Raw genomic sequence first — 17710 nt, 5'->3', positions numbered from 1 at the left:
AGACGGTACGTGCGTCAGTTGCTAACTGGGCTGTCGGGGGAAGCGTCAACCTCCGCCGCCAGGGAGGAGGTTGACGTTCTTCAGTCTTCACCGTTCGACGCTTGGGGCGAGCCAGCGCTTGTGAAGGCTCAGGAGAAGGAGCGGTGTGGATCGATCACGAACTTCTTCGGCACGCCGGCATCGAACTCGCCATAACCGCGTGGCGCATCGTCCAGGTTGATCACCTGCACGCCCACCACTTCGGCGATGTTGATGCGGTCCCACATGATCGCTTGCATCAGCGCGCGGTTGTACTTCATCACCGGGGTCTGGCCGGTGTGGAAGCTGTGGGATTTCGCCCAGCCGAGGCCAAAGCGGATGCTCAGGCTGCCGATCTTCGCCGCGGCATCGGTTGCGCCCGGGTCTTCGGTGACGTAGAGGCCGGGGATGCCGATCTTGCCGGCCACACGAGTGACCTGCATCAGCGAGTTCAGCACGGTGGCTGGGGCCTCGTGTTTGGCGCCTTCATGGCCGTGACCACGGGCTTCGAAGCCCACCGCATCCACCGCGCAGTCCACTTCCGGCTCGCCCAGCAGCGCGGCGATCTGCTCGTGCAGCGGGGTGTCCAGCGACAGGTCGGCGATCTCGAAACCTTGCGCCTTGGCGTGGGCCAGGCGGGCGGGGTTGAGGTCACCGACGATGACCACCGCGGCGCCCAGTAGGCGGGCGGAGGCGGCAGCGGCCAGGCCCACCGGGCCGGCACCCGCGACGTAGACGGTGCTGCCCGGGCCAACGCCGGCGGTAACGGCGCCGTGGTAGCCGGTGGGCAGGATGTCGGAGAGGCAGGTCAGGTCACGGATCTTCTCCATGGCCTTGTCGCGGTTCGGCAGTTTCAGCAGGTTGAAGTCGGCGTACGGCACCAGCACGTACTCGGCCTGGCCGCCCGTCCAGTCGCCCATGTCGACATAGCCGTAGGCCCCGCCGGCGCGAGCCGGGTTGACGGTCAGGCACACGCCGGTGTGCATTTCTTTACAGGAGCGGCAGCGGCCGCAGGCGACGTTAAAGGGTACGGAAACCAAGTCGCCGATCTGCAGGTTTTCCACGTCACGGCCCTTCTCGATCACCTCACCAGTGATCTCGTGGCCGAGCACGAGGCCGACCTGCGCGGTGGTACGGCCACGCACCATGTGCTGGTCCGAGCCGCAGATGTTAGTGGAGACCACCTTCAGGATCACCCCGTGCTCGATTTTCTTGCCGCGGGGATCCTGCATCTTCGGATAGTCGATCTTCTGCACCTCGACCTTACCAGCGCCGAGATACACTACACCTCTGTTGCTTGCACTCATGCTTACCTCCGTTGAAAAATCTGAGTGTCTATAAATGCAATGAGCAATTCAGTCCCGCAGGAAGCACGCCTCGAAAGGATATTGGGTGAGCACTTCATAGCCTTCCTCGGTAACCAGCAGCTGGTTCTCCAGCTTGATCCCGTCGCGACCACCCACCTCGCCCACATATGCCTCCACACACAAGGCCATGCCGGCCTGCAGTTCCCCTTCGTAGCCATGGGATTGCAGGTCTTCCGGGTAGCGGATGCACGGGTATTCGTCGCACAGCCCCACCCCATGGAACATCACGCCATAGCGTTGGGCGCGGCAGGATTCAGGCAAACGGTGACCCTTGGTAGTGAGCTCGGTGAAGCGCACGCCGGGGCGGATCAGTTCGGTGTTGAAGGCAATGTGCTCATGGGCGATTCGGTACAGACGCTTCTGCTCTGCGGTCGGCTCCACATCGCCGCAGATCCAGCTGCGCGACATGTCCACACAGAACCCGTAGACACCAATCAGGTCGGTGTCGAATGACAGCAGATCGCCGTCGCTGAGCACGCGAGGACCGGACTCCTGATACCAGGGATTGGTACGCGGCCCGGAGTTGAGAATCCGCGTCTCGATCCACTCCCCGCCCCGCCGGATGTTGCCAGCGTGCAGTGCTGCCCACACATCGTTCTCCGTCACTCCAGCCCGCATGGCCTGGTACATTTCCGCTACCGACGCCTCGCAGGATGCCACCGCGCAGCGCATGGCAAGGATCTCGTCCGGGCCTTTGATCAGGCGAGCGAACTCCATAACCTCTTGGCCGCTGTGCACCTCAATGCCCAGCGCATCCAGGCCGCGCAGGCCGGCTACCTCAATGCGGTCCACCGCCAGGCGCCGGTTGGTCCCGGCATGGGTACGCAGCAGGTCATCGACCTGGGCAGTGAAGCGTCGAGCATGTTCGTCAGTGCGGTTGCCAGTCTCGAAGTAGAAGAACGAGGCTCCGCTACGCAGCTCGCTGACCAGAGGCAGGTGCCTGGACAGATGGTCGCAACCGTGGAAGTCCCACAACACGACATGGCCACTGGCGGCAACGAAGCAGGCCCGCGCCGGATTGTGGGTGGTCCACAGCTGCATGTTAGTGGTGTCGGTGGCGTATCGAATGTTCAACGGATCGAACAGCAGCACACCGGCGAGGTCCCGAGCCACCAGTTGCTCGCGGATGCGCTGCAGGCGGTATTCGCGCATGGCCGGCAGGTTCGGCGGCTGCAGACCCAGGCGCGCCCACTCAGCGAAGGCCAGGGGCGTCGGGCCGATCTCCACCCGGTCGTTGTCATCGACTGAGCCATCGGCCTTGAGCGCTGCCGCCCTATTCCGCGAAGGATCGATGCGTCGGGAGTGCGCAGGTATTGAGAACGGTGAAGTCATCATGATCAACGGCCATCCATTTTATTTTTGTTATGAGCCGCCCGGCCGGAGCGGGCGGCAGACGCTAGAACCGACGGGTCAGTTGCTCGCCTGGGCTGCTGCGGCGCGGGCCGCCTTGAGCCACTCGTCGAACTGCTGGCGATGAGCAGCCACCCACTCCTGAGCATGGCGGCTGATGTCAGCGGGCTTGTTCTGGCCCTCTTGCATCTTCAGGTTCTGGGCGCTCTCATCGGCGCTGCTGATCTGCAGCAGAGAAAGGAACTTCAGGGCGGCCGGGTTCTCCTCGGCGAATTTCCTGTTCAGCACTGCCTCGACCTTATCCACGGCGAAGCCGAGATTTTTGCCTTGGTACATCGTGTCGACATCGTTTTTGCCGTCAGGTAGATCGGTTTTGGGCACTTCCAGCCAGACTACGTCCCGGCCATCGACGAGTACGCCTGAGACCCACTGCGGTACCCAGGTGTAGTAGAGGACTGGCTTGCCTTCCTTGTAGCGAGTAATGGTGTCGGCCATCAGCGCGAAGTACGAGCCCTGGTTGACATGGACGGTCTTCTCGAGGCCATAAGCCTTCACATGGTGGGCGATTACCAGTTCGCAGCCCCAGCCAGGGTTGCAGCCGGTCAGGTCGGCCTTGCCGTCACCGTCAGTGTCGAACAGCGCAGCGATCTCCGGCTTCTTCAGGTCGGTGATGTACTTGATACCGTGGGCTTCGGCGGTCTTCTTGTCGATCGCGTACCCCTGCAGCACACCAGGCAGGATGTCACCGGCCTTGACCATGCTTTCGTCGCCACCGGCCCGCTCATAGAAGCTTTCATGCAACTTGTCCCAGACGTTCACTGTGAAGTCCGCGTCGCCATAGCCGACTGCCAGGACCATGGTGGCGTACTCGGTTTCCTTCGGTTCCTGGACTTTGTAGCCCAGCTCGCGCAGGCCTTGCATGGCCACTTCGCCACGGAAGCGTTCTTCGGCCACCGAGGGGAACGCCGGCGTGACCTTCACGCCCTCCCCCGGTTTGTCCGCAGAAGCGCCAGCATGCAAGGTAACCACGGTGAGCGCCACGGCCGAGGCGCATTGCAGGAGACTGCGGGAGAACTTGAACTCGGACATCTTCGCGTACCTTTTCTGGTTTTTGTCTTGGAGTGCAACAGTTAGAACGGCATGCCTCAGGCGGTCTTGGACCGCCCTGCGGTGCGCCCGACACCGCACAGGCGCAGCACGATGCCGACGGGGCCGGTGTGGTACCAACGTAGGCTCGGGTCGGCGCTGGTGCGTGCCCCCATGGCTTGGGTCAGGCGGTCGAGGAAGATCGCCAGCAGTACCAGCCCTACACCGCCGACGGTGGCCAGCCCCATGTCCAGGCGGCCAATACCGCGCAGGACCATCTGGCCCAGACCACCGACCGAGATCATCGAGGCGATTACCACCATCGACAGCGACAGCATCAGGGTCTGGTTGAGACCGGCCATGATGGTCGAGGTGGCCAGCGGCAACTGCACGCGCATCAGCATCTGGCGCGGGGTGCAGCCGAACGCGCGGGCAGCCTCAATCTTGTCTTCCGGTACTTGACGGATACCCAGGTTGGTCAGGCGCACCAGCGGTGGCAGGGCGAAGACGATGGTCACCAGGACGCCGGGTACGTTGCCGATGCCGAACAGCATCACCACCGGAACCAGGTAAACGAACGCAGGAAGCGTCTGCATGGCGTCAAGTAGCGGCCGGATCATGCGTTCCAGCCGGTCGCTGCGGGCGCAGAGGATGCCCAGCGGAATGCCGATTAGGGCGCAGAAGAACACCGAGGTGAGTACCAGGGCCAGGGTGGTCATGGACTCGGACCAAACGCCAATCAGGCCGAGTGCTGTCAATGTGACGAAGCACAGCAGCGCCATGCGCTTGCCGGCCAGCTGCCAGCCCAACAGCGTCGACAGGAGGATGCCGATGCTCGGGGGGATGCTCTGTAGGGCGAACTCGATGCCATTGAGCACCTGGTCGATCGGCCAGCGGATGGCACGGAATACATCACGGAAGTTGTGCACCAGGTAATTGAGGGTGCTTTCTACCCAGTCGCCCAGAGGGATGGTGGCGGCCTGGAACGGATCGAGAAGATTGAACTCGGACATCGTGGCTTACCTCTTTCTAAAGACCGCGAACGCTTGGTGAACGACGCGACGGGCGCGCTCAGTGGCGACTCAGGGTCTGCAGCAGCTGGTTCTTCGACAGGGTTCCCTTGAGGGCACCCGCACGGTCGAGCACCGGCACCGGGTAGGGCAGCGCGGCAGCGATGCCCAGCACGTCGTGCAGCGGCGTGTCGGTGTACACCGGCTGCTTCTCGTGCTGGCTGTAGCGGTCGCTCGAGGACGCACCGCTGGGATCGGTATCGACCACCCCGAGGAACTGGCCGTGCTCGTCGACCAGGTAGCCGAACGGTACGCCGGCCCTGAACCGCGGTGCCTTGCCGTTGACTCGGCAGACCACTTCCGGATCGAACTGGGCCACGTCCCCGGCTTTGAGCACCCGCGAGCTGTCGAAGCTCTTAAAGAAGGTGCGCACGTAGTCGTTCGCCGGCTGGTTGATTAGCTCTTGAGGCGTCCCGATCTGCACCACCCGGCCGCCTTCCATGATCGCGATGCGATGGCCGATGCGGATGGCTTCCTCGATGTCGTGGGAGATGAAAATAATGGTGCGCTTCTGCTCGGCCTGCAGACGGATCAGCTCGCCCTGCATCTCGCTGCGGATCAGTGGGTCGAGGGCGGAGAAGGCTTCATCCATGAGGAGGATGGTGGGATCGTTGGCCAGCGCACGGGCCAAGCCGACACGCTGCTGCATCCCACCGGAAAGCTGGTGCGGGTAGCTGTATTCATGCCCGGCCAGACCCACCTGGCGTAGTGCCTCGATTGCTCGGGCATGGCGATCGCCCTCACCCACTCCAGAGATCTCCAGGCCGAAGGCGGTGTTCTCCAGGACACTCATGTGAGGCATCAGCGCGAAGGACTGGAAGACCATGCCCATGTCCTTGCGACGGACGTCGAGCAGCGCCTTGTCCGACAGACCGGTGATTTCGCGCCCATTCAGGTGGATGCTGCCGGAAGTGGGCTCGATCAGACGATTGAACAGCCGCACCATGGTGGACTTGCCCGAGCCGGACAGTCCCATGATCACGAAGATCTCACCACGCTTGACGGAAAAGCTTGCATCGAACACGCCGACGACGTGGCCGGTCTTGCTGAATATCTCGTTCTTGTCGGCACCCTTGCGGAGCATCTCCATGGCTAGGTCCGGTTTGGGACCGAACACCTTGTAGATGTGGTTCACCGAAAGAATTTCATCGGCATTGCTCATACGACCCTCTTTATTATACTTATGACCAATAAATACTCAGCGCCCATTTCGTTTTTTCGAAAAAAGCTGCTGACACCAAATTGGCAGGCCGCTCATAAAATTGAGCGAGTCAGGATAGAAATATCTTTTTCTTCAAGTCCGCACCCTCTTTAGGTGGCTGCGAAATCAAAGACCGCCTCCGTAAAATTTAATGTACGGCGCTTCTTCTTACTCTTCGCATCATGCCTGTTGATATGCCTGGACAGCCAACAAACAACGCCAACATAAAAGTACAGGTAGATGTAATTATCGAAGGACTAACTGAACTGTAGCCCTCCACCACATGCCGGAATAGGATAAGAGCGTCAATTTATAGTATTTCGGCGCCCGCCCCTTGCGCCCTCGGCGCTGCGGCCAAGGAAAGCCGGCCCAGCAGCCAGATAACCCGGGGCTGCCAAGCGTAGAAAGGAGGCGCCCCGTCTCTCGGTGTCAGCGCCGTGCGACTCGAACGCCCCCCTCAGCGACCTAGATCGCTGTTAGGCGCTCCGTCCTTTTTCTGCTCGTGGCCTTTCAATTTCCGACTAAATCCTAGATGTTACAAATTGCATGTCGGATTCAAACAAAGTCGATGTCCTCCACGCATAGTCAATGACGAAACTCTGGCTCCGTTTGCCCTTTCTGTCGAAGCAAAATATAAGACGACACGTCCCGTACGTTATATATCAACCGTAAAATCCGATGCGATACTCATTGACAGCAGGGGCGCTGCGACTCGATCGGGCATAGGCGTCCTTCTGACAAACACCTAGTCTCACCGTCGAATCGGCGATCCGTTGCTGACGATGACTGCGTGTGCGCAATAACAACAATGAGGTTGCTTCAATGCCCAGTTCCAAACGCTCCATCGAAGATGTTCCACTGAACGCGTTTCACCGCAAACTCACAGTCTATTCGTCCGGTGGGCCGTTCCTTGACGGCTACGTCCTGAGCATCATCGGCGTGGTGATGATGCAGATCAGCTCCGCCCTACAACTGTCGGCCTTATGGGAAGGTCTGATCGCCGCCTCAGCACTGGTTGGCGTGTTCCTCGGTGGTTTCCTCGGTGGATGGTTCACCGACAAATACGGCCGCAAGATCCTCTACCTAGTCGACCTGATCGCCATCGTCGGTTTCTCCTTGGCGCAGTTCTGGGTCGAGTCGGCGTGGCTATTGCTTGTTTGGCGACTGCTGATCGGCATGGCGGTCGGCGCCGATTATCCGATCGCCACTTCGCTGCTGGCCGAGTTCCTGCCGCGCAAGCACCGCGGGCCGCTGCTGGCGGCTATGGTGCTGATGTGGTTCGCCGGTGCCGCGGTAGCCTATCTGGTCGGTGAGATCCTGTTGCGGGTGGCCGGCGACGATGCCTGGCGCTGGGTACTGGCCAGTGCCGTGGTGCCCGGTGGGCTGTTCCTGCTGGCGCGCAGTGGCACCCCGGAGTCGCCACGCTGGCTGTTGAGCAAGGGCCGTGTGGCTGAGGCCGACGCGGTAATCAAACGGGTCTACGGCTCGAACTACTCGGTCGCTGACTTGCCCGAGCCAGCCAACCAGCGCCAGGTTTCGGTGTGGTCACTGTTCCACTCCGGCTATGGCAAGCGCATGGCCTTCATTACTCTGTTCTGGACCTGCGCTATTGTCCCGCTGTTCGCCATCTACGCCTTCGCACCTAAGGTGCTTCAGGCGCTGAATCTTACAGGTGATTGGGCAAGCTACGGTTCGCTGGCAATTACCTTCCTGTTCACCATCGGCTGCCTGGGTGCGACCAAACTGATCAACGCCATGGGCCGGCGCCGGATGCTGATTCACAGCTTCCTCTGGTCGGGGCTGGCGCTGATGCTGTTGGGACAGTTTCCGGATAGCGCGCCGATGACCGTGCTGATCATTTTTGGCGCCTACGCGGTGCTGATCGGCGGCGCCCAGGTGCTGACGTACGTGTACCCCAACGAGCTGTTCCCCACCGAGATCCGCGCCTCAGCAGTGGGCCTGGCCACCTCCCTATCGCGGGTCGGCGCAGCGTTGGGCACCTACTTAGTGCCGATGTCGCTGAGCACCCTGGGTATCGCCGACACCATGTTCATCGCCGCCGGCGTGTCGCTGTTCGGCGCCTTGATCTCCTGGTGGCTGGCACCGGAAACCAGCAAGCTCGACCTGCAACAGGCCGCCGCCCTGGGTGACAGCGGCAAGCAAGCAGCGCCCAACTCCACTTCCCGATCTCTCGCTCGCAAAACCTGAAGGAGCCCCTATGAGCCAAGTACTCACCGTCGTCCGCAACGCCGCCGAGTCGCCGCTGGGCGAAACTGCCCCGGCACGCCTGCCAGTCGGCGAGATCATCGCCCATGCCGCCACTGGCCAGCACCATACCGACGACTCGGTTGGTGCCAGCATCGGCGTCTGGGAAAGCAGCCCGGGTGTGTTCCGTCGCCATCTGAAGAACCGCGAGTTCAGCCACATCGTCAGCGGCTGGTGCACTTTCACTCCTGACGGCGGCGAGCCGGTCGAGCTGCGTGCCGGCGATGCCGTGCTGTTCCCGGAGAACTGTGAGGGTGTATGGGACATCCGCGAAACCCTGCGCAAGACCTACGTGCTGTTCTGAAGGAGCTATTGATGATCGAACGTATCAATCCCGGCCACCGCGCCAGCCAGATGGTGTTGGTGGACGGCCGCATCGAGACCTCCGGCATCGTCGCTCTCGCACCTCAAGGCGACATTGCCGCGCAGACCCGTTGCGTACTCGACCAACTCGAGCAGTGGCTGGCGCAAATCGGTGCCAGCAAGGCCAACTTGACTCGGATGCAGATCTGGCTGGCGGACATGTCCGAGTTCGCGACGATGAACGAAGTGTATGACGCCTGGGTGGGCGACCAGCCCCCCGTCCGTGCCTGTGTCGGCGCGGCTCTGGCCACGCCGGAATATCGGATTGAGATCCAGGCATTCGGCCAGCTCTAACTTCATCGCTTCACCTGTTAAGCCGCTGCCGGTCGCCTGGACCCGCAGCGGCTTCTTCTTATCTGTATGGACGCTTGGCTGGTTGGCCGCGAGCAGATCCTGCAGCTGCACGGCCTGCCGGTCCTTGAGGTTTCGCGATTGTGCAGCGACAGCCAGCGGCTCTGCTTGACCACCTTGCGCGTCGGTTTGTCCTCGCGCAGGAGCTTAGCCTGATCGACGCAGATACAGTCGATCACCTCGCGGCCGTAACGCGCCACCACATGAAACAGGTCGCATATCACCTCGGCCTGCGGGCAATGCCGCTTCGCCTCTAGATCGAAAGCCGACGCGTCCGCCTCGATCCGTTGGCAGTGTTTGCCTAGCAACCCAATGGGCGGATCGCCCCACGGCTGTTGCCTTGGCCACCCATCACCCGCATCCGATCGGTATCCATGATCCCCGTAGCGTGGCGATGGCCCTTGCAGGACAAACTCGTCCAAGACTTGGCGGCATACTTCGCCCAGCTCGAAGGTCCCTACTTCAGCTTCCAAGCGGAGTTTATCGGGGGTCTTGAGGGTGCGCTAATGCAGGCCGGTGGGGCGGCTGACATGACTAGTGGGGAACAGTTGCAGCAAGCTCTCGAGCCAGTCGATCCGCTCAGTCGCCCGCCCACAACGCAGGCAATCGATCCGACGCCCCGGCACCTGGAGCAGAACGCGCTGATCCAACAAGTCCTGATCGCGCCCCCGGCGCAGTCGGCGTTCATGGATCGACGGATAGCGCAAACCCCCAAACCGGTTGTGTGCCACTTAACTGGAAAACTTACGACAGAACTGGTGGCTGGCGAGAGACCAATCCACCATGCTCTAAAAGACAACGTAAACCCTGGCGATCGGCACTATTCACCGCTTTCCCATGGCACAAAAGCATCAACATTTGCTGCAGATCGCTGATCATCAAAGATCATGAATCGGTTGCATGCCTTTGAATTCAGTGACTCAGCTGGCGCAGAACGTGCTGGCAAACAGTCAAGTCCAGGTGCGCACCACCGGCATTTTTATAAACTGTGATGTCGGACGCTTGTCGCACGAACGAGGACGACTGGCAGAGTTCGAAAAGATCACCCTCGATGGTTTCTTCGCTGATGATCCCGGCTTGCAGAGGGATTTGCAGGTCGCCGGAATTCAGCGCACTTTGCCGGTCATCGACGAACAGTCGGGCAACGGCGAATAGGCCTTGGTCAGCCTCCTGCATATCCGGCCGGTAGCCTCCAACCAGGTCGACATGCGTACCCTCACGAACAAACTGACCCTTCACGCAGGGTGAAGACGAAGCCGTGGCCGATACGACGATATCCGCCTGTGCGACGGCACCGTCCAGATCAGTTACGATGCGCGCGTTGATGCCACGCTGGTCGAGCTCCTCCTCCACGTGCTGCAGCTTGGCCGCAGTGCGGTTCCACAACAGCACCTCGCGAATGCTGGGCCTGATGTGCAGGTAGGCTTCAGTCAAGGCACGAGCAATAGGGCCTGCGCCGAGCACCAGAAGTACGGCACTGTCTTCGCGGCTCAGCTTCTCGGCCGCCAGTGCCGAATCGGCTGCGGTTTTCCACGCGGTTATGGCTGGCCCATCGAAGATGGCACTGACGGCCTTGGTCTGTTCATCGATGACCACGAACACAGCTTGCTCGGCGGGGCGAGGTGGGGTGGCCTGCAGATTGGCGGGGAAGATCGACGCTATCTTCACGCCAGCACCGACACCGGGAAGAATCACCCCGCGGCTGAACAAGCCGTACTCGCTATCGCCCAGGAAGTAGTCATCGATGCTCGGGCGAACGCCCCGATGCACGTGCCGTAGGGCGTCGAGCACGCCCTCCCAGTTGAGTACGGCATGTATCTGTTCTGCTGAGACGATTTTCATGTGTAGTCCTGTAGTGCGGCGAATAGACAGGGCACTAGCGAAAGACAACAGCATTCCCCAGTGCCCACAACCTTCTAGGGCAAATCCTAAAGACTTGATTCAGCAGGAACCTGTGGGAGCGGGCTGCCCGCGAAGATCACACTGCGGAGGATGGTGAAAGCTCCACCCTTGTTCGCGGTTCGGCCCGCGCCCACAGGGTAAGTGTCGAGCTTGCGGCCTTCGCTTTCTGCGCGATCACTATCCCGATCAAGGTTGATTACTACAACCAGCGAGGTCTGCCAATGATGCGCCTGCCCTCCACGGCAGAGTTCACGCAGTCAAGCAGGCTGCCGTAGGACACGCCCTTGCCAATCAGGCCTGGCCCGTAGTGCGCGAACTTGCCCGAGTTGGTCATCGCTGTTTTAGCACTGGCAGGGAACATGTCGGCATTGAGCATGCACAGGCAGATGTCGGTGCTGACCCGCGCGCCAAACTGTTCGATCCGTTCCAGATACCCGGCCCCTTGAGCCTGCTCATAGGCATACTGGCTGGTGGTGATGAGGAAGTCGCAGTCCTTGCTGGACTGTCGGCCTTCCACCAGTTCGGCCAGTTCCCTGAAGTCGCCGAGGGTGAAATGGGGGCTGCCAAGTAGCACCAGGTCCAGCTTCTCCTCTTGGGTGGTCGAGAGTTTCTCGAACACCGACAGCAGCTCTTCCTGGGTGATGTCCAAGGTCCGGGTAGGTGCCTTACCACCCAGCGCCACTTCCAGCGTCGGCGCCTCAGGCGTGACGCCGACCATGTGGAACAGACCGACCGCGCCCGAAGTGGCCAGCGTAGAACTGAGGTATTTCAGGTCTTCTAGGGTCGGTTTTTCTTCGACGCCACAGATCACGGGGATATCGGTACCGGCATGCTTGCCGATCAGGTAACCCAGAACGGTGTAGAACGAGCTGTCCACATTGGCTAGGCGAGGGATATTGATAACGAAGTTGCCCTTGCGGTTCTCTTCCATGTGCAGCCCGCAATAAGGCGCGCGGCCGACGATTGCGGCGCAGATGTCGAGGAAGTCGCCCTGGCGGTTGGTCCGCGCGCCCAGCACACTGTTGGAGTAAACAATGGCGTTGGACTCGGCCCAGACAATGTCATCACCGACTTTTGGGGTTTCGGGGAAGACATAAGGCGTGCAAGAGAAGATAGGCTTGCAGCCCATCTGCTCGAAACCTTGGGCCAGGCGGTCGGCATAGCCTGCGAATTCGGGGTCGATGTTCTGCTCCTGCCAGCGTTTGCGATCAATGGAAATTGCATTGATCGATGTCGGCACCCGCACGCGTGCGCCCATTTCGGCCAGGGCCTCGATGACCTTGAGGCTCGCCTGGCCGGTATAGATGCTACCGCCCACATGCACGCTGGTGATGTCTACAAGCTTCTTCGCGCCCTGCATCTGCGCGATCCGCAGCACGATGCGCATGGCGATCTGCACCGCGCGGCCTTCCTCACCGGCCAGCATTGCCTTGTCGCGTTCGGAGAGTTCGATCTGATTCATGAAGTCATTCATACAGTGCCACCGTTCCATCTTCCGAAATGCTCGCACCGCTGGCCGAGAACACCGCTTCGAAATCGGCATCGTCCAGTTGCACCACCGGAATTTTCTGTCCAAAGAACTCTTCGAAAACCACTACGCCTAGCGCGATGATTTCATCGACCTTGTTAAGGATGATTGCGGCCGGAGCATGCCCCGACTGCAATGCATCGAGCAGCACCGCACTGCCAGTGCTCGACCCTTTGCCCTTTGGCAGGGCGAAGATCTTACCGGTCAGGTTCTCGCCACTCAGCGGGTGGTGGCGGTCGATGATCACCCCGCTGGCCGGGTCGTAACCGCCCCAGAAACTGATCATGTTGCGGGTGGCACGCAGAGGCGCTTGCGCGCTACCGCTGACCAGCACCCGCGCTTTTGCGGTATGCAGCGGCTGCCTCCCGGCAAAACTGACTTGCTCGTTCATTTCATCTCCTCGGGCTACACAGGCTCCAGTTCGCCGCTATCGTCGCGACTGGAACCTCTATTTCTTCATCTGCTGTCGCTGTCCAGCCCCGTGTGGGGGTTAGCCTGTTTCAGGAGAAGGTACGGTGTGGGGCGATCAAGAATTTCTTCGATACGCCTGCATCGAACTCAAGTGCATGCTCAGGCTGCCGATCTTCGCAGAGGCATCAACCGCTTCAATCACGCAGGAAGCTTTCTTCGAACGGCTAGCGGATCAGTACCTCGCAGCCGGTCCCGGTGACCGGCAGCCTGGTTTTCAGCTTTATTCCGTCCCCCTCCCCTTCCACCTTGCCCACATTTGGGCGGGTCAGTTGCTGGCTTGCATGGCTGCGGTTCGCGCAGCTTGCAGCCACTGATCGAACTGCTCGCGGTGCGCGGCGATCCACTCCTTGGTGTGGCGCTTGATATCGACGAGTGATTTCTCACCGTTCTGCATCTTCAGGTTTTGCGCGCTCTCATCCGCCGCCGGAATCTGCATCAGCGACAGGAACTTCACGGCAGCCGGGTTCTTCTCGGCGAACTTGCGGTTCACCAGTGCTTCGACCTTGTCCAGGGCAAAGCCAAGGTTCTTGCCTTGATAGGTCGTATCGACGTCGTTGTTGCCGTCTGGCAGGTCGGTCTTAGGCACTTCCAGCCAGACCACATCACGCCCTTCGACCAACACCCCTGCCACCCATTGCGGAACCCAGGTGTAGTACAGGACGGGCTTGCCTTCCTTGAAGCGCGTAATGGTGTCGGCCATCAGCGCGAAGTACGAACCTTGGTTCACATGAATGCTTTTCTCCAGGTCGTAGGCTTTCATCTGGTGGGCGATGACCAGCTCGCAGCCCCAGCCTGGGTTACAACCTGTCATGTCGGCCTTGCCGTCACCGTCGGCGTCGAAGAGCTTGGCGATCTCGGGTTTTTTCAGGTCGGTGATGTACTTGATGTGGTATTGATCGGCGGTCTTCTTGTCGATCAGATAACCCTGCAGGATGCCCGGTATTATGTTGCCGGCCTTGATCATGGCTTCATCGCCACCGGCCTTCTCGTAGAAGCTCGCGTGCAGCTTGTCCCACGAATTGACGGTGAAGTCGGCATCACCGAAGCCGACTGCGAGCACCATGGTGGCGTATTCGGTTTCCTTGGGTTGCTGGACGTTGTAGCCCAGTTCTCGCAGGCCCTCCAAAGCCACTTCACCACGGAAGCGCTCTTCATCTACGGTCGGGAAAGCCGGCGTGATCTTTACGCCCTCCCCCGGCTTTTCAGCCGAAGCACTGGCGTGAAGGCAAGCCAAGGTGAGCATTACGGTTGAGGCGCACTGCAGAAAGAGATTGCTGAACTTTGAATCCGACATCTTCGCGTACCTTTTTGTGGTTGTTGTCTTGGAATACGGCAGATCAATAGGATGAAAATCCTGGCTATCGCGCGTCGTCGTTATTTTTGCGGCGCATCGGCGAGCACGGGCAGGACGAGCTTTCAATAATTGAAATTTAACTCGATAAGTGCAAGCCGCATTGGATATCTATGCCAATTTATATGACAAGAATGCGCCGACAACAATCCTATGAGCCCAGGTAATGGGGTATGGCCTTAAAGTTGTTCGCAGGCTAAGTTATTATCCGAAAGAGCTTTGCTCTTGTTGTTGAATCGAATCCTTAGCAGCGTCTAGCGCCTTGGCATTTCTCCTGCCAATTGTCTGTCTTGTAATGGTGATGTTCCGCTGCACCAGGCATTGTTCGAGCAATGCATGCACAGGAAGCCAATCGATGCAATTGAACGACTCAACGTTGTTCCACCAGCAGGCCTTCATCAACGGTGAGTGGCTGGATGCGGACAGCGTCCAGACGATCAACGTGACCAACCCTGCCACCGGTGAAATCATTGGCACAGTGCCGAAGAAGAGCGCCGCGGAAGCCCGTCGCACCATCGAAGCCGTCTACAAGGCCCTGCCGGCCTGGCGCACACTGACCGACAAAGAGCGTTCCACCAAGCTGCGCTGGCTCGAACTAATGATCGCGAGGCCGCCCATATTGCCCGGTTGGTTGCTGGCTGGCGGCGTCCGAAAACCAGTTCAGGCACTTTACCCAAGCTGGGCTAGCGGACGGTCCTAACCCCTCCGATTTCTTTTTGCAGGCGCTCCTGCCTAGAACATAGTAATTTTCCTGCCAGCATCGCGAGAAGCTTCGTTTCCGGAATAACAATGATGAGCCAAAGCACCGGCAGCAAACACAAGGGATACCGTCGGATTATCCCCTCCATGACAGCCCTACTGCAGTTTGAGTCGGTCGCCCGCCTGAACAGCTTTACCCAGGCAGCGAGGGAGCTGGGGGTAACCCAGGCGGCCGTCAGCAAGCAGGTCAAGATGCTTGAAGAAAACTTCGACATGCAGCTGTTTCTCCGGTCCCCCAAGGGCATACAGCTCACCGATGACGGTCATGATCTGTATGCGGCGATATCCGAGTCATTCCAGAAGATTGCCACGGTATTCGACCGCAAGGCCCTAGGGCCGCGCAGGCAAGAAATCGTGCTCGGGACAACCGCTGCTTTCTCCCAGTTTCGCGTCATGCCCAGGCTCGTCACGCTGCGTGACGTATTGCCCAATGTGACATTGCGTCTTGCTACCCAGATGTTCACAGGCGACCTGCGGGCGCAAGAAATTGATCTGGAAGTACGTTATGGAAGCGGCCGCTGGAGCGATGGCTCCGCGACGCTGCTGTTTGAAGAGGAGATTTTTCCGGTGTGTTCACCGTCTTGGCTGGCCAGAAACCGACAGCCGGTAACACTGGAGGAGCTGGCAAGTGCCGATCTGCTGGATGCCGGTTCGACTTCAGAAGGATGGATGGACTGGCAGGGCTGGTTCAGGGAACTGGGCTTGAACACTCCCAAGCTCAACTTTGCGCTGCGTTGCAATGTGCATACCGATAATGTCCTTGCCGCCATGCGCGGATTCGGCATCGCACTGGGCTGGGGAAGGCTTGTTGAAGATGCGTTGGCAACCGGTGAACTGGTGCGGTTGGAACCCTTTGTAGTGCGCCCTGAGGACGCTTATTACATCGTTATTCCAAATGGCCGAAGCAGTACGCCTGAAATTCGCGCGCTGACGCGCTGGCTGCAGGAAAAGTTACCACCAGTAAACAGTTGAACAGGGCTTCATAACTTCAAGTAATGCCCCTGGTAGAAATAGGCGCATTGACGCTATTTAAGGCCCCTTAAATAATTAGGCACGCCATCCTCGCGATGTCCTAACAAGAAAGTGCCTGAGGTAGAAATGAACATTGCGCCTATTAAATCCCACGGTGATTTAGTTGCCTCGCGTCAACCGGGTTTTGGCATGAATGCCGAACTTTTCGGTCGCCAGGATATCTTTGACAACGACATGGATATCTTCTTCACCAAACATTGGATTGTCGTCGCCGTCACGGCCGACGTCGCCGAGCCTGGTGATGTCTATACCATCGACATTGGTAAGTCATCCATCATCGTCGTGCGCGATGATGATGATCAGGTGCGCGCCTACCGCAATGTATGCCGCCACCGCGGAGCCCGCTTGAAAGACGCTGGCAAGTCCACCGTCGGCATGCTGGTCTGCCCCTACCATCAATGGACCTACGACTTGGATGGCAGCCTCAAGCACGCAAGCCATATGGGCAAGAGCTTCGACCCGGAATGCCGCAGCCTGATTCCCGTGCACTGCAAAGTGGTCGGCACGCACGTGTTTGTCTGCTTGAGCGACAACCCACCCGCAGACATCGCGCTGCTGGAAGAAACCATGCTGCCGCGTTTCGCGCCGTATGACCTGACCAACACCAAAGTCGCCTACGAGTCCGAAATCATCGAAAACGGCAACTGGAAGCTGGTAATGGAAAACAACCGCGAGTGCTATCACTGCGCGGGTACCCACCCAGAGCTGATCGTGTCGTTCCTATCCGAAGACCTTGGCGTCAGCCTGGAGGAGATGAACGAAGAATCGCTGCTGGCCTTTGACGAGTACAAGAAACGCAAGGCCGAGATCGAACAAAACTGGGAGAGCGAAGGTCTGCTCTATGCCACCGTCGAGCGTTTGGATGAAGACGCTGTCACCCAGTTCCGCACCCAGCGCATGATCATCGCCGGCTGCGGCGAGTCGCAGACTCTCGATACCAAGGTCGCTTGCACCAAACTGCTCGGCAACCTGACGCGCCGCGACCTGGGCGATACCCACATGTGGACCCACAGTTCCTGGACCCATGTGATGAGCGACCACGCGATCATCAGCTGGATCATACCGCTGGCCCCGGACAAGACCTTGGTCCGCTCTAAATGGCTGGTACACAAAGATGCCGTGGAGGGTGTCGATTACGATCTGCAGAAGCTGACCGAGGTTTGGATCGCCACCAACCAGCAGGATGCCAGCTTGGTTGCCATCACCCACAGCGGCACCCAGGACCCAGGCTACATCCCGGGCCCCTTCTCGTCCTTCACCGAGCCTTACGTCGATCAGTTCTCCCGTTGGTACGCGGCCCGCCTCGCGGCTCATGGCGTGTGAGTACGGTGATGAGCATGTTTGAAAATATCGCCAGCCTGCGCGCTGATCAACGCTTCGCCGATACCGACCATTGGGCCGCCCACGGCGCCCAATGGGCCAGCGGCGATAGCAAGCGCATCGAATGCCTGAGCGTCGTGGACGAGACCCACGACGTGAAGACGTTTACCTTCCACTGCCCGGACTACCCTTCGCTGGCCTACGAGCCGGGCCAGTTCCTCACCGTCTCGCCAGTGATCAACGGGGAGACGGTGTCGCGCTGCTACACCTTGTCGT

At 59.7% G+C, this 17710-nt stretch carries 15 protein-coding genes and 2 pseudogenes; 7 read left to right on the top strand and 10 right to left on the bottom strand.

The features are described 5' to 3' along the window. Window positions 1-128: 128 nt before the first annotated feature. The 5 genes from fdhA to ACFW0H_RS26925 all read right to left on the bottom strand — a co-directional run bounded on the left by fdhA (window position 129) and on the right by ACFW0H_RS26925 (window position 6053). On the bottom strand, window positions 129-1325 hold the full coding sequence (gene fdhA / locus ACFW0H_RS26945; protein WP_422916910.1) for a formaldehyde dehydrogenase, glutathione-independent: 1197 nt from the start codon (window positions 1323-1325) through the stop codon (window positions 129-131). Window positions 1326-1373: 48 nt separating this feature from the next. Then, a complete protein-coding gene (gene dddP / locus ACFW0H_RS26940) occupies window positions 1374-2720 on the bottom strand; it encodes a dimethylsulfonioproprionate lyase DddP (RefSeq protein WP_422916909.1) in 1347 nt (448 codons plus the stop codon). A 75-nt stretch (window positions 2721-2795) separates the two neighbouring features. Next, on the bottom strand, window positions 2796-3824 hold the full coding sequence (gene proX, locus ACFW0H_RS26935) for a glycine betaine/L-proline ABC transporter substrate-binding protein ProX (protein WP_422916908.1): 1029 nt from the start codon (window positions 3822-3824) through the stop codon (window positions 2796-2798). A gap of 56 nt (window positions 3825-3880) precedes the next feature. Further along, entirely contained in the window at window positions 3881-4834 is a 954-nt protein-coding gene (gene proW, locus ACFW0H_RS26930) for a glycine betaine/L-proline ABC transporter permease ProW (RefSeq protein ID WP_422916907.1), read from the bottom strand. A 58-nt stretch (window positions 4835-4892) separates the two neighbouring features. Continuing rightward, window positions 4893-6053 (bottom strand): quaternary amine ABC transporter ATP-binding protein, encoded by a 1161-nt coding sequence (locus ACFW0H_RS26925; protein WP_422916906.1) that lies wholly within the window; start codon window positions 6051-6053, stop codon window positions 4893-4895. A gap of 861 nt (window positions 6054-6914) precedes the next feature. Between ACFW0H_RS26925 and ACFW0H_RS26920 the strand changes: the two genes are divergently transcribed. The 3 genes from ACFW0H_RS26920 to ACFW0H_RS26910 are packed head-to-tail and all read left to right on the top strand — an operon-like array spanning window position 6915 to window position 9014. Next, entirely contained in the window at window positions 6915-8300 is a 1386-nt protein-coding gene (locus ACFW0H_RS26920; protein ID WP_422916956.1) for an MFS transporter, read from the top strand. A 10-nt stretch (window positions 8301-8310) separates the two neighbouring features. Further along, on the top strand, window positions 8311-8661 hold the full coding sequence (locus ACFW0H_RS26915) for a cupin domain-containing protein (protein WP_422916905.1): 351 nt from the start codon (window positions 8311-8313) through the stop codon (window positions 8659-8661). A gap of 11 nt (window positions 8662-8672) precedes the next feature. Next, window positions 8673-9014: a RidA family protein gene (locus tag ACFW0H_RS26910; RefSeq protein WP_422916955.1), complete on the top strand. Its 342-nt coding sequence runs from the start codon at window positions 8673-8675 to the stop codon at window positions 9012-9014. Between the two features lie 75 nt (window positions 9015-9089). Here the strand turns inward: ACFW0H_RS26910 and ACFW0H_RS26905 are convergent. From ACFW0H_RS26905 to proX (ACFW0H_RS26885), 5 genes and pseudogenes are all read right to left on the bottom strand, one after another. Further along, a pseudogene (locus tag ACFW0H_RS26905) lies at window positions 9090-9769 on the bottom strand (transposase); the annotation flags it as partial. A 214-nt stretch (window positions 9770-9983) separates the two neighbouring features. Further along, window positions 9984-10913: an ornithine cyclodeaminase family protein gene (locus ACFW0H_RS26900; protein ID WP_422916904.1), complete on the bottom strand. Its 930-nt coding sequence runs from the start codon at window positions 10911-10913 to the stop codon at window positions 9984-9986. A gap of 259 nt (window positions 10914-11172) precedes the next feature. Continuing rightward, the gene (locus ACFW0H_RS26895; protein ID WP_422916903.1) at window positions 11173-12447 is read right to left on the bottom strand and encodes an aconitase X; all 1275 of its coding nucleotides are present in this window, start codon (window positions 12445-12447) and stop codon (window positions 11173-11175) included. Continuing rightward, window positions 12440-12892 (bottom strand): aconitase X swivel domain-containing protein, encoded by a 453-nt coding sequence (locus ACFW0H_RS26890; RefSeq protein WP_422916902.1) that lies wholly within the window; start codon window positions 12890-12892, stop codon window positions 12440-12442. The genes ACFW0H_RS26895 and ACFW0H_RS26890 overlap by 8 nt, the downstream gene beginning before the upstream one ends. Window positions 12893-13237: 345 nt before the next feature. After that, window positions 13238-14266, bottom strand: coding sequence for a glycine betaine/L-proline ABC transporter substrate-binding protein ProX (gene proX / locus ACFW0H_RS26885; RefSeq protein WP_422916901.1), 1029 nt, complete (start codon window positions 14264-14266; stop codon window positions 13238-13240). 412 nt (window positions 14267-14678) lie between these two features. On the opposite strand from proX (ACFW0H_RS26885), the pseudogene ACFW0H_RS26880 reads away from it, so the two are divergent. The 4 genes and pseudogenes from ACFW0H_RS26880 to ACFW0H_RS26865 form a co-directional block, all read left to right on the top strand. After that, window positions 14679-14927, top strand: a pseudogene (locus ACFW0H_RS26880) (aldehyde dehydrogenase family protein); the annotation flags it as partial. A 188-nt stretch (window positions 14928-15115) separates the two neighbouring features. Next, entirely contained in the window at window positions 15116-16054 is a 939-nt protein-coding gene (locus ACFW0H_RS26875; protein WP_422916900.1) for a LysR substrate-binding domain-containing protein, read from the top strand. Window positions 16055-16180: 126 nt separating this feature from the next. Beyond that, a complete protein-coding gene (locus ACFW0H_RS26870; RefSeq protein WP_422916899.1) occupies window positions 16181-17437 on the top strand; it encodes an aromatic ring-hydroxylating oxygenase subunit alpha in 1257 nt (418 codons plus the stop codon). An 8-nt stretch (window positions 17438-17445) separates the two neighbouring features. After that, window positions 17446-17710, top strand: a 265-nt coding sequence (locus ACFW0H_RS26865) for an FAD-binding oxidoreductase (RefSeq protein ID WP_422916898.1), incomplete at its 3' end; no start/stop codon positions are given.

This window comes from Metapseudomonas cellulosilytica (genome assembly GCF_049334135.1).
Taxonomy (GTDB): Bacteria; Pseudomonadota; Gammaproteobacteria; order Pseudomonadales; family Pseudomonadaceae; genus Metapseudomonas.
This window is presented reverse-complemented; position numbering and strand designations above follow the sequence as displayed.